This is a genomic window from Candidatus Nitrosopumilus sp. (assembly GCF_040878665.1).
Lineage (GTDB): Archaea > Thermoproteota > Nitrososphaeria > Nitrososphaerales > Nitrosopumilaceae > Nitrosopumilus.
The window spans coordinates 64,550-77,362 of the sequence record NZ_JBBDLU010000004.1 but is presented as its reverse complement, the minus strand read 5'-3'; the positions used below and the strand labels follow the sequence as shown (position 1 = coordinate 77,362).

The 12,813-nt window shown below is 30.3% G+C and carries 14 protein-coding genes and 1 tRNA gene; 10 read left to right on the top strand and 5 right to left on the bottom strand.

Annotation, left to right across the window (positions count from 1 at the left end):
• The first annotated feature begins 105 nt into the window (after positions 1-105).
• The 6 genes from WDZ98_RS04040 to WDZ98_RS04015 all read left to right on the top strand — a co-directional run bounded on the left by WDZ98_RS04040 (position 106) and on the right by WDZ98_RS04015 (position 6,903).
• A complete protein-coding gene (locus WDZ98_RS04040; protein WP_368057284.1) occupies positions 106-1,464 on the top strand; it encodes a pyridoxal phosphate-dependent aminotransferase in 1,359 nt (452 codons plus the stop codon).
• 148 nt (positions 1,465-1,612) lie between these two features.
• A complete protein-coding gene (locus WDZ98_RS04035; protein WP_368057286.1) occupies positions 1,613-3,406 on the top strand; it encodes a mechanosensitive ion channel family protein in 1,794 nt (597 codons plus the stop codon).
• A gap of 42 nt (positions 3,407-3,448) precedes the next feature.
• On the top strand, positions 3,449-4,327 hold the full coding sequence (locus WDZ98_RS04030) for a ribose-phosphate diphosphokinase (protein ID WP_368057288.1): 879 nt from the start codon (positions 3,449-3,451) through the stop codon (positions 4,325-4,327).
• Positions 4,327-5,274 carry a TRM11 family methyltransferase gene (locus WDZ98_RS04025; RefSeq protein ID WP_368057290.1) on the top strand — a complete coding sequence of 316 codons (948 nt, stop codon included), beginning with the start codon at positions 4,327-4,329 and terminating at the stop codon, positions 5,272-5,274. Before WDZ98_RS04030 ends, WDZ98_RS04025 begins: the two co-directional genes overlap by 1 nt.
• Positions 5,271-6,170 carry a ribonuclease Z gene (gene rnz, locus WDZ98_RS04020; RefSeq protein WP_368057292.1) on the top strand — a complete coding sequence of 300 codons (900 nt, stop codon included), beginning with the start codon at positions 5,271-5,273 and terminating at the stop codon, positions 6,168-6,170. Before WDZ98_RS04025 ends, rnz begins: the two co-directional genes overlap by 4 nt.
• Position 6,171: 1 nt before the next feature.
• Positions 6,172-6,903 (top strand): NAD-dependent deacetylase, encoded by a 732-nt coding sequence (locus tag WDZ98_RS04015; RefSeq protein ID WP_368057294.1) that lies wholly within the window; start codon positions 6,172-6,174, stop codon positions 6,901-6,903.
• On the opposite strand, the gene WDZ98_RS04010 is transcribed toward WDZ98_RS04015, so the two are convergent.
• The 3 genes from WDZ98_RS04010 to WDZ98_RS04000 form a co-directional block, all read right to left on the bottom strand.
• Positions 6,894-7,616 carry a hypothetical protein gene (locus WDZ98_RS04010; protein WP_368057296.1) on the bottom strand — a complete coding sequence of 241 codons (723 nt, stop codon included), beginning with the start codon at positions 7,614-7,616 and terminating at the stop codon, positions 6,894-6,896. The two genes, WDZ98_RS04015 and WDZ98_RS04010, sit on opposite strands and share 10 nt — an antisense overlap.
• 84 nt (positions 7,617-7,700) lie before the next feature.
• Entirely contained in the window at positions 7,701-8,099 is a 399-nt protein-coding gene (locus WDZ98_RS04005; protein WP_368057298.1) for an RNA-binding domain-containing protein, read from the bottom strand.
• Complete coding sequence (locus WDZ98_RS04000) at positions 8,099-8,647, bottom strand: AAA family ATPase (protein WP_368057300.1); 549 nt, start codon at positions 8,645-8,647, stop codon at positions 8,099-8,101. The genes WDZ98_RS04005 and WDZ98_RS04000 overlap by 1 nt, the downstream gene beginning before the upstream one ends.
• Before the next feature lie 69 nt (positions 8,648-8,716).
• Here WDZ98_RS04000 and thpR point away from each other — a divergent pair, with 69 nt between their 5' ends.
• The 3 genes from thpR to WDZ98_RS03985 are packed head-to-tail and all read left to right on the top strand — an operon-like array spanning position 8,717 to position 11,323.
• Positions 8,717-9,259 (top strand): RNA 2',3'-cyclic phosphodiesterase, encoded by a 543-nt coding sequence (thpR, locus tag WDZ98_RS03995; RefSeq protein ID WP_368057466.1) that lies wholly within the window; start codon positions 8,717-8,719, stop codon positions 9,257-9,259.
• Complete coding sequence (gene cca / locus WDZ98_RS03990) at positions 9,256-10,587, top strand: CCA tRNA nucleotidyltransferase (protein ID WP_368057302.1); 1,332 nt, start codon at positions 9,256-9,258, stop codon at positions 10,585-10,587. Before thpR ends, cca begins: the two co-directional genes overlap by 4 nt.
• Positions 10,562-11,323, top strand: coding sequence for an RIO1 family regulatory kinase/ATPase (locus tag WDZ98_RS03985; RefSeq protein ID WP_368057304.1), 762 nt, complete (start codon positions 10,562-10,564; stop codon positions 11,321-11,323). Before cca ends, WDZ98_RS03985 begins: the two co-directional genes overlap by 26 nt.
• Here WDZ98_RS03985 and WDZ98_RS03980 read toward each other — a convergent pair.
• A tRNA-Pro gene (locus WDZ98_RS03980) sits at positions 11,324-11,397 on the bottom strand.
• A gap of 56 nt (positions 11,398-11,453) precedes the next feature.
• On the opposite strand from WDZ98_RS03980, the gene WDZ98_RS03975 reads away from it, so the two are divergent.
• Entirely contained in the window at positions 11,454-11,669 is a 216-nt protein-coding gene (locus WDZ98_RS03975) for a hypothetical protein (protein ID WP_368057306.1), read from the top strand.
• On the opposite strand, the gene WDZ98_RS03970 is transcribed toward WDZ98_RS03975, so the two are convergent.
• Positions 11,664-12,812: an NAD(P)/FAD-dependent oxidoreductase gene (locus WDZ98_RS03970; protein WP_368057308.1), complete on the bottom strand. Its 1,149-nt coding sequence runs from the start codon at positions 12,810-12,812 to the stop codon at positions 11,664-11,666. The two genes, WDZ98_RS03975 and WDZ98_RS03970, sit on opposite strands and share 6 nt — an antisense overlap.
• Position 12,813: the final 1 nt, after the last annotated feature.

Genomic DNA, 12,813 nt, shown 5'->3' with positions numbered 1-12,813 from the left:
AATTCATTTATCATTGTTAAAGGTTACAGAATTATGTTGATAAAATATAATTATTGATATTTTATATCTCAAGGCTTTATTTAGTATGAATAATGACGATTATTATTGAAATTCATAGTTGATCAACAAGTTGAAGACATTGAGATGCCTGAAAATCTCAAACTAAATACATTTTTACAAGAATTTCACTCTACTTGCTCTCATCCTGAATGTAATTTTGGCTTTTATGGATTTGCATTTGGACAATCTCCATTTCCCGTACCAAAACAAATCCAAGAAGCATTAATCAAAAATGCTGACAAGGGAGCATATGCTCCAGTTCCAGGAATCTCTGAATTACGTAATGCCATCTCAAAATACAATCGACACTATTTTGGAATGGACATATCCCCTGAACGAATCTATGTGGGTCCTGGAACAAAGGAGTTAATTTTTAATCTATTAGAGGTTTTACATGGAACTGTTATTTTACCAACTCCTGCTTGGTTGGGTTATCTTCCACAAATTAGATTCTTAAGAAAGAATTATCACATATTGCCTACTCGTGCAAATAAAAAAATCTCCCCTAACAGTCTAAGAAAATTAGCACTTCGATTGCAAGATAGACAAAAGATTTTGATTTTAAACAATCCTAATAATCCAACAGGATTGCTATACAATGAGTTAGAGTTAGAAGAAATTGTAGATGTATGTAGAGAGCAAAATATTACTGTTATTTCTGATGAAATTTATGCTCAAACCACTTATGATTTTTCAAAATTTGTTAGTATGGGAAAAATTTATCCTGAAGGCACATTTGTTACAAATGGATTATCCAAATCTCATGCCGCTGGTGGATATAGATTAGGTTACGTAATTTTTCCATCACATGCAATTGATCTTAAACGACAGTTTAAAAAAATTCTTGCAACAGAATATACTGCAGTATCTACTCCAATTCAACATGCTGCAATTGCAGGATTTGAAATCAGTAAAGAAATTGATGAATATTTTGATGTAACTCGAAATATTCATCAAATGATGGGAGAGTATACTTATCATGCATTATCTGCTATTGATGGAATAAAGATTACAAAACCTGATGCGACATTTTATCTTCTAGCTGATTTTAATGCATATGCAACTGATTTACAACAGGCTAAAATTGATACATCTCAGAAGTTATCTGAAGCCTTAATCGTTCATCCGTATCACATTGCAATTGTAGGTGGGGATAGTCTTGTTTTGGAGAGAACTGATTTTAGTGCAAGAATTGCATATGTGGATTATGATGGGGCTAAAGTTTATCAAAATTATATCGATAATAAACCAAAGTCAGATTCTGAACGGATAGAATTTGTAAAAAACAATGCTCCAAAAATGGTTGCAGGAATTGAAATGATTCGGAAATTTTTTAAGGATATTAGAATATCTTCTTTGAATATTTCCCAAAATCAAAAAAGATCTATAATGACTCCAAATTGAATACTTGATTCTGAGTTTTTCATAATATTCTGGTTTTAATTTGTTAAATATTATAAAATTATTTAGGCATAATAAATTTATAAAAATTTTAATTAGAAATCATAATGAGTGTTAACATTTGTATTCTAGGAACAAGAGGATAGTGTAAATGGCTGAAGATGAAATTATTGGAGCAGTTACTGGACAAACAGATGAATTTCAAAATGTTTTTCAATTAATTGCTTCATCTGAAGCGTTACAAATTGCTTTTACAGTATTAATTATTGGAGTTTTAGGAATAACGTTAGTTTATCGTTTCTTTTCAAATTGGGTTAAGAAGCAAAAATTCAACTATGTAAGACCTCATCTTTCAAGATTTGTTAAAACTGGAGTTTTACCATTTTTTGCAATAATTTTGATAACTAGCATGAATGTATACATTCAATCTTTTGACTTATTTAGTGATAATGTAATATCAGATGCAGAAGAATTAGTTATCACAAATGTAGATGGAGACATGATAGTAAAAAATGATGGAATTTTAACTCCTGCTAAAACTTTTTCAAAAATACTCAATACAATCAATATACTTGTAATTGGATATTCGATTGCTCATATTATTCCTATAATGATTACAAAACGAGAAAAATCTAATCAAGAATATGAAGATTTTGAAAACTGGAAAAACATGAGAGGTTTTCTTGATGATGGTGATTTATTTCATAAATTTTTCAAATGGGTGCCACCAAAAAAAACACCAGAAGATATTTCTGACGAAGAATTTGAAAAAAATCTCAAAACTGAAGATGGTAGGAAATTTCTCGAAGAATTTAGAACAACAAAAGGATTGCCAATTGGAAGTTATGAACAATTAGTAAAGAATCCATTTGAAGAATGGAAAAAATCAGAGAGAAGAAAATATGAAGATTATTTAGGAAAATGTCTTTCTGGAGATAATCAATCTGGAAAGAAATTGAGACTGGGACAAAATGAAGAAGAAGTGTATCCAATTGATATATGGAGAGAAGAAAAAAGACTAGATGGATTTGAACCGATAATACCAGGTGGTAGACCACCAGGTTACGCAGCTAGAAAGAGAAAAAATATTCCAAGATCTATTTCTCAGATTTTGCCTTTGGGAATTTTTGCTGCCGTAATTGTTGGTGTGATAAGTTGGTGGGGTGTAGATTTGATAGTACTTGCTACTGCCACAGGAGGTTTAGCTATAGGAGTTGGCTTGGCATTACAAGAAACAATGCAAAATTATTTTGCATATCTTTTGATTCGAAAAGACAAGATATTTGCTGAAGGGGAGCGAATCAAACTTGACACTGGATACAATGGTATTGTACATAAAATTACGCCTAGAGTAACATACATTCAAGATGCATTGCATGAATCATTTGCAGTAATTCCTACAAGACAATTAGTGAATGCTCAAATTATCAACTACTCTAAAGAAATCAAAATGGTACCTGCACTTGTAGAGGTAGGTGTCTCATATCTTAATGATCCTAAACAAGTAGCAGCAATTCTTGTAAAGGTTGGAAAACGTGCAATGAAAGAGATTGTAGATGATAAAAAAAGACATCTAGTTGTACAATTACGATGTCCATATTTAGAAAATAACAAACCAAGTTGTGGATGTGATAAAGATATTCATGTGGATATTAATCAGCCTATTGTTCGATTTAACAAATTTAATGATTCTTCATTAGATTTTGCATTGTGGCTTTATGTAAGAGATTATGGTTCACAGTTCAAAACGAAAACTGAGATGAGGATGATCATGTATGAAGAATTTAAAAAGTATGACATTAGAATTCCATGGCCAATCAGAACCGTATACCATGGAGATGAAAAACAAGAACAAAGTGAAATTAACAAGCTCAACGAACAAAGAGATGAAGTCATTGACAAATATGGAATTGGGGATATTGGTCGTGCTAGTGGAGAAGAATGATCTTCTCAAAACTTAAGAATCCCTTCAAATCATGTTTTTTAGATGAGTAATCTATCAGTAATTGCAGGAAAACCATCAGAAGATTTAGCAAGAAGATTATCAAGTAAATTAAAGGCAAATTTTGTAAAATCAGAGATCAAAGTTTTTCCTGATGGGGAAAGTAAAATTACTTTGAATGGAAATTTATCTACAAAAAAATCTATAGTAGTGCAATCAATGTATCCGCCTGTTGACACTAATCTAATTCAAGCATTATCATTAATTTCAAAAGCAAAAGAAGTTTCACCAGAAGTAATTGCAGTGATTCCATATATGGGATATGCAAGACAAGACAGAGAGTTTCTACCAGGAGAAATAGTTACAATGAAAGTTCTAGGCAAATTGTTCAAAGGCGCGGGGGCATCAAAAGTTATCACGGTAGATATTCACAGTATTATTGGTTTCAAGCATTTTACCATCAAAACAAAAAATGTATCTGCAATACCAGATCTTGTTAAATATTTTAAAAAATTGAGCCTAAAAAATCCTCTTGTGGTATCTCCCGATCAAGGTGGAAAAGAGAGAGCAAAAGAGTTTGCAAAAGAGTTTGATTCAGAGTATATTGCTTTAGAGAAAAAAAGAGATAGAAAAACAGGTAAAGTTGAAATCAAAACAAAACACATAGACGAAGTTACAGGAAGAGATCTAATTTTGGTTGATGATATGATAAGTACAGGGGGAAGTATAATCAAAGCTACACAATTTCTCAAAAAACAAAAATGCAAAAGAGTGTATGTTGCATGTACTCATGCATTATTAATGAATGGTGCAGAAAAGAAGATAAAAAAATCAGGAGTAACACGAATAATAAGTACAAATACAATTCCAAGTAAAACATCAATTGTTGATATATCAAATACTATTGCAAAGGCAATTAAATAATGCCAGAAAGTTTTTTTATATTATCTAAAGATTATTTAGAACTTGCAGTAGATGAAATTACAGCAATTGCAAAAATGTATGATAGATTCTCTAAAATCAAAATAATTTCTAATTTAGTTATTGTTCAATCAAAAACAAATTGGAGTGAGATAAGTAAACGTGCCACATTTGTAAAAATTTCAGGACAAATATTAAGAAAAATGTCAGGATTATTTTTAGATGAAGAGCATATAGGGATTTTAAAAAATGAAAAAACATTTGTTTGTAGAGTGGTTAATTTATCATCAAATCAATTTAACATTCCAGAATTAGAAAGCTCTATGGGAGACATGATATCAAAATTTTCTCATGTAAAAGTCAATTTTGAAAATCCAGACATTACGGTATATTTGATTTTTACAAATGGTGAAAACTTTTTCGGGTTTTCAAAATGTGTTAAAAATCAAATTAGGCCAAAAAAAATGAAAAAACATCCACATGAATTAGATTGGAAGCTAACAAGAGTAATGATAAATTTAATAGGACTAAAGAAAGGAGAAACGGTTTGTGATCCATTTTGTGGCACAGGTACTACACTTCTTGAGGCTGAATCTATGGGGATACATGCCATAGGATTAGATTTTGATGAAAAAATGTGTGAGATGACTAGAGAGAATCTTAAAGAAAATGGATATAATTCGGAGGTTCTAAACTCTGAGTTTAAAGGATTATTGAAAATATCTGAGAAATTTGATGGGATTGTTACTGATTTGCCTTATGGGGTATCTTCAAAAACAACAGAAAAACCCCAAGAAATACTAAAGAAATTTTTCTCAATAATCCCTAAACGAAAAAAAGTGGCAATAATGTACAAAAAGGAATTAGATATAAATTCAAAGTTAACAGGATTAAAAAAATATCATATCTATAGGCATAAAAGCTTGACAAGAACAATTCTGATCAAATGAAACTTGTATTTTTAGGAACATCGGCAGCTCAACCCACTGAAAATAGAGGGTTGTCATGTATATGTTTAGAAAAAGATGGAGAAATCTTGATGTTTGATGCAGGAGAAGCTGCACAGATTTCTTACATGAAATCTGGTTTAGGATGGAATAAGAAAATGAAAATGTTTGTTACACATCTTCACGGAGATCATTGTGTAGGGATTTTAGGATTATTACAAACAATGTCAATGCAAAATAGAACTGAAACTTTAGAAATCTTTGGACCAAGTGGTATTGAAGAATTTATTGCAGCAAATATCAAAGTGTTAAATTTTGGATTGTCATTTCCTATATTGATTACAATTATCAAGGAAGGGAAGATATTAGAAAATAAAAAATTTTCAGTGTATGTATGTAAAGCAAATCATTCAATCACAGCATTTTCATATTTATTTGAAGAGAAGGACAAGCCAGGAAGATTTAATCTTGAAACAGCAAAACAGTTAGGAATACCCGAAGGAGAATTATGGAGTAAATTACAAAATGGACAGGAAATTATGATTAATGGAAAAATAATTACACCAGAACAAGTGTTAGGAGAGAAGCGTCCAGGTAAAAAAATAGGAATATCTGGGGATACAATGCCTACAAAAGAATTAGAGAAATTTTTTGAAAATTGTGATTATCTTGTATTTGATTCTACATTTTTGGATGAAGAGAAACAAAAGGCGCAAGATACATGTCACTCTACTGCAACACAAGCTGCAACTTTGGGAAAAAATGCTAGAGTAAAAAATTTGATTTTAACACATTTTTCAGCTAGATACAAAGATGAGATTGGGCATTTGCAAGAAGCACAAAAAATTCATGATTCTGTAATAACTGCCAAAGATCTTTTAGAAATAGAAATTAAATAAAATGTTTGAATCAATTAAAGATCAAATTAAGAATATTAACAAAATTGTTGTTGTAACAGGTGCTGGAATATCACAAGAAAGTGGAATACCTACATTTAGAGGAAAAGATGGATTATGGAGAAATTATGATGCTATGAAACTGGCAACAATTGATGCATTTTATGATAATCCAAAATTGGTATGGGAATGGTATAACGAAAGAAGGAAAAACATTTTTCAAGCACAGCCTAATCAAGGTCACAAAGCAATAGCTGAACTTGAAAAATATGCTCAAGTTATAGTTTTGACACAGAATATTGATGGGCTTCATCAAAAAGCAGGGAGTTCAAAAGTATTGGAATTACATGGTAGTATTGTAACGATCAAATGTTCGGTTTGTGATTATAGAGAGGAGATATTGACAGAAATTTCCATCTTACCACCATTATGTAAATGTGGAAATATACTCAGACCAGACGTAGTTTGGTTTGGAGAAATACTACCACAAAATGTATGGAAGAATGCCATAATTTTTGCAAGTCAATGTGATTTGATGATAGTTGTAGGTACATCACTTGTTGTATCTCCAGCTAATACACTTCCAATTTATGCAAAACAAAATAATTCTTTTTTGATAGAAATTAACCCAGAAAATACAGACATGTCAATTGACATGGATTTAGTAATAAAAAACACTAGTGCAGTTGCTTTACCAGAATTTGTATCATTATTTAAAAAAAATAGTTATGATTGAGAAAATACACCATTGATTTTTGTATCAGAAGAATCACCAGGATTAAACACTGATGAAGTAACAGTGCCATAAATTTCATGCTCCACAATCATATCTATGTAGTATGGAATTCCAGTTGCATCATTAACAGTAGTATCAAATTTGGAAGTAAAAAATACTCCAGAAAAAATTTCTTTATCTATTGTTCTAATAACTACACTAACGTTTTTTGTTTTTCCACTTGTATCATCATATTGAAGAAGAATGTTGTTAGATTGTTGTTTTGTAGATAAAGAAAGTGTCTCAGGGATTATTTTTGATTGAGTAGGAATTTTATTATCTGATTGTGAATTTGATATACTAGAAGATTGTGAACTTTGACTGTCTGTAAAAATATTTTTAATGGATTCAATGGGGTTAAAATTTGATAACTTTTCGTTGATAGATTTTTGAGATGATTCTTTTACTTCAGATATTTCGCTTGTTACTTTATTCCCAACACTACTTATTTCATTTGTAATAGAATTATTAGTTTCATCTACAATATTGTCAATTGATGAACCAATTCGTTGATCTACAGAATCTGAAGCTTTGACACCAAAATTAGTTACATCATTTTTTAAAGAATCAAATACGGACGCAGAAGTTGTTGGAAATAAGCTATCGATTTCACTAGAGAATATCAAACCTCCTAAAATGACAATACCAATTATTATGCCTAATTTAATGAACATTGTATAATAATATAAAAAATAGATTTTAGATTCAAACTAAAAAAAATAATCAAAAAAGAGTGAATTTTCTTTAGCTGATTTTTATCAATTTGCAAAATCTATCCAGTCAATTATTGCATCAATATTTGATGAAGTCAGAATCACTTTGATTGGGCCTAGTGGTGATTCTTCTGGTTCATCACAAATAGCAATTTTATCAACAAAAGCTGCTTGTTTATTTAGAAGAAACCAAGTGGTGTCATTTTCTAGATTATTTTCTAAATTACGAATGTAGATGTTTTGAGATTTGTTTTTATGAATAGTTTCATAAATTTTTTCCAAAGATCTCAATTCTTTTGATTGAGCGTGTATTGAAAAATTTTCATTTTTTATTATTGAGTATGGAAAGATGTTTGCAACAGCTTGTTTAACTTTTTCTGGATCCTCTGAAAGATTTACTGGACAAAATATATCAATTTTACAATTAGTATTTGGAATTCTCATTATATCCAACTTTGAATAATTTTGTAAGCTGTCTCAATTAATTCATCTTTTGTCAGACCAATGTTTGATATTGCATAATCAGATAACGCAATTGAGTTGCTAATACCGACACCTAATTCACGATTATCTCTTTCTTCAAAGTGTTCTTTAGTTTGTGGATCATCTGCTCTACCTCTTTTTTGTAAAAAATTAAATCTGGTGTCAGTAGATGCATGAACTGCTAATAATTTTACAGTACCAAATCTTCTGAGTACCTTAATCTCCTCATTTGATCTTACTCCATCTATTAAGATTACATCTGCTGTTGAAGATTCTATTTGCGGTTTAACAAGTTCTGCTATTGCTCCAGGACCATTTTTTTCTCTAAGTTCAAGCATTAATTTTCCAAGATTATCCCGAGTTGATTCTAAGTTTCTTTTTTTTGCTTCATCTCTTACAGCATTACCCATATTGATAATTTCATACCCTTTAGATTCTAATCCATCTGCTATAGTAGATTTACCAGCACCAGGCATTCCAGTCAAACATACAATTAATTTTGCCAACATACATCAAAAAAAAGGCTTGTCTATGAAGTTACCGGAAATAATTATAACCATACTTTTAAAAATATCATGATGCGTATTTTTGTAGCAATTGAGATATCAGAAAATCACATAGTCAATTCAATAAAAGAATTTCAAAAAAAAATTAACATTGATGCAAAGCCTATAGAAGCAAAAAATTTGCATTTTACACTGCAGTTTTTGGGAGAAATTTCAGAACATACTATACAGAAAATCATACAGGCACTTCATACAATTGAATTTTCAAGTTTCAGTGTTACTTTAAAGGGGATTGGGGCATTTCCAAAACCCAAATTTCCAAGAGTGATTTGGATTGGTACGGATGAAAAAGGAGGAGATATGTTAATTCAGTTATCAAAAAAAGTAGAAAAAGTGCTAGAACCGTTAGGGTTTTTTCCAGATAAACCATTCAAACCTCATATCACAGTATTTAGAATTAAAAAGAAGATTGGGAATATAACTAAAGAATTGGAAAATCAAAAAATAGGAGATTTTGGAATGCAAATGATATCCAATATAAAATTGAAAAAAAGTGAACTTACATCAAGCGGACCAATTTGTTCAGATTTAGTGGAGATACAAGCACAGAAATGAAACAAATAATTTCTAAAGTTTCCAAAATGGTTACTCCAAACAAAACAGTAGAACAATCAAAAAAACAAATTGCACAATTAGCATATAGTTTAGTTGCCAAAGAAGTTGAAAAATATCCTGAAGTCATAGGGTTAGAGTTTGGGGGTTCGTTTGCAAAAGATACTTGGTTATCAAAAGATGCAGATATTGATATTTTTATTCGATTTAAAAAAACTGTAACAGAGGATAAGTTTGAAAAAATTTCTAAAAAAATTGGTTTTAATTCATTAAAAAAATATTTTCCATATGTGAGATATTCTCAACATCCATATGTTGAAGCTAAAATTAAGAATACTAAGATTAACATCGTACCATTTTATGATGTAAAAAGTGGAGAATGGAAAAGTGCTGCAGACAGATCTACATTTCATACTAAATTCATGAAAAAATCATTAACCTCAAAAATGAGAAACGAGGTTAGAATTCTAAAGACATTTCTAAAATCAAATAAAATTTATGGTGCAGAGATAGCTAAACAAGGATTTAGTGGATACGTTTCAGAAGTTTTAATACTACAATTTGGAAGTTTTGAGAATCTCATTAAATCAATATCAAACATTGATGAGAATCAAATTATTGGAAAAACTTCAAAAAGATTTGAGACGTCAATAGTTATTATAGATCCAATTGACAGCAATAGAAATTTAGCTGCTGCTATTTCTGATGAAAATATTGGAAAATTTATTCTTATTTCTAGAGCATTTAGAGAAAGAGCAACATTAGAATTTTTTAATAATAAAAAATCGAGAATATCAAAAAAATATTGGAATAATTTGTTAGTAGTTAAATTTGATTTCAAGATTAGAAGTCCAGATATAATCTGGGGACAAATTAAGAGAGCGACTACTACATTGTCTACACAGTTAGAATTAGATGGATTTACCGTACTTAGAAGTAAACCGTATACAGATCAACAAAAAGAAGTTTGTCTCTTTTTCTTCCTAGAATCTACAAAAATTAGTCAGATCTATTCAAAAAAAGGACCAGATTTTTTCAGAGATGACAGTTCTAAGAGTTTTATCTCTAAAAATCTAAAAAATTCGGAATTGTTGTGGATTGGAAAAGATAGGAAAATTATTGCATTAGAAAAAAGAAAAGAAATTGACTGCGTCAATTTTATGACACAGTTTTTGAGAAAGAATCTTCATACATGCATACCTAAAGGTCTTCAAAGTGATTTTAAACGAGGTTTCAAGGTTTCCATAGGAAACAAAAATTTAAGCAAATCAATTAAAGAGGAAGCCGGTGAGTTGATTTCAACAGATGGAACATTCCTTCATTTCAATTAAGAAGTTTGTAGAAGATCCTTATTCAAAAATTTTAGGGTATCCAAATGCTACTAATCGTCAAATAAAGTCAAGAATTAACGAATTAGAAAAATTAAATATAAAATCAATTTCGTTACAAGGTCCTACCACACTTGGAAAATTAGCAATTTTAGGAAAAGGATATGTTGGTGTTGTAGTTATTGCAAAAAAAAATAATAAAGAGATTGCTCTAAAAATTAGAAGAACGGATTCGCAAAGAAAAGAAATGAAGAATGAAGCAATTTTGTTAAAACTAGTAAATTCAGTTAGTGTAGGCCCAAAAATGTTTGATGTTAGTAAAAATTTTTTAGTTATGGAATATCTTGAAGGAGAAAAATTTAGTGATTGGATGGATTCCTTAAAAGGATCTGGTAGTGTAAAAAAATTAAAATCCATAATAAAAAATATTTTAGAAGATTGTTATAGATTAGATCAAATAGGTTTTGATCATGGTGAGATAAGTAATATTTCTAAACATATCATTGTAGGTAAAAACAAGGCTACATTGATTGATTTTGAAAGTTCTAGTACACAGAGAAAACCCTCTAATGTCACATCAATTACTCAAGCTTTTTTTATTGGATCAGGAATTGCAAAAAAAGCTCAAAAAATTTACAAAAATGCATCTAAAGAACAAATCATAGATGCTTTGAAGATATACAAACAAGAAAAAACTCGAGAAAATTTTGAAAAACTACTAAAAGTCTTAAAATTGTAATGGGATTAGCAGGATTTGAACCTGCGACCACTAGCCCCCCAGGCTAGTATCATACCAAGCTAGACTACAATCCCTCGCTTCAGAAGCACAAAATGAAATTATTAAATCGTCGTATTGATTAGTGTAATTTATGAAAATGTGTAATATTTGCCATAAAATTTCTGCCACTGATCAAGATCATCTTGATTGCGTTCATAGAAGAAGCATAGAGATGCAAGATGGCGATTTTAAAAACAGCATTCCTGAAAAATTGAATTTAGCAAAAGATACTCAAAATTTAGGTGTTGAAGTTAGAGCTGTTCTAGAGCACCTTACAAAAAGCAAGGATACTGAAAATAAATCATAACCATTTTGACAATCTTTCTTTTTCAAATTCTATTTTTTTAGAAAGATTATCAGCGGTTGCTTCTGTAATATTTGTAGATGGTCGAGGGTTTGAAAACATATCAACTTCAATAACAGATGCGGTATTCCTACCTGATTCAATGAAACAACCTCCTTTACCATCAAATAGAACAGATTCTTCTTTAGATTGAATTTTTGAGATAATATTTTGAGCAACTGTAATGCCTTCCCCCTCTGCAAAAACTCCTGCTTTTGGCACTGCCATATTTTCTGTAATGATTAAACTAGTAACATCACCTACAGCAAAGACATTTTCAAAAGGAGTCTTACAATTTCGATCTATTGGAATAAATCCAGGTTCTTTAGCTAAACCAGAGTCATAAATTACTTTAGGAGCAATGTGTGGCGGAACAGCCAAAAGCAAATCAAAATCAGCTTCACTGTTTTCAAAAATTAATTTTTTAGACTCTACAGATTTTATTTTAGATAAATTATGAAAAATGATCTTCTCAGAATTTATAATTTCAAGGATTTGTTTACTTACTTCAGGACCTGCTGCAGGTAATGTAATAGGAGCTGGACTGTAAAAATCAATTTGTATAGAATCACGTACTCCTAGTTTTCTAAGCATAGAATCTATTAGTAAACTAGCCTCAAATGGAGCAGGTGGGCATTTGTAAGGCATGCCCATAATCGCTATAGCGATTTTTCCTGATTTCATATTATCAAGTCTATCATGAATTTCTGATAGTTGATTATGGTCATACAAATTAAATCCATTTTCCTGTAATCCAGGTATTTTTTGAGGAGCTAATATTGCACCCATAGAAATAATCAGAAAATCAAACGAGATGTTTTGAGATTTGGTTTCAATGTTCTTGTTTTCTAGATTAATTGTTATGATTTCATCTTTAATAAAATCAATTTCCTTTTTTTGTAATTCATTTAATGAACCAATTGAGTTTTCAAAAGTACGAGTTCCATTAATGATCCATAGTTTTGCAAATCCTACCATAAACCAATCTTTTTTGTCAATAACAGTGATTTTTACTTGAGATGAAGATAACGAGTTTCTTAGTTCATTGGCTGCAGAAAGTCCACCAAAACCGCCTCCTAGAATCACAACATGTGGTATGTTTGCCAAC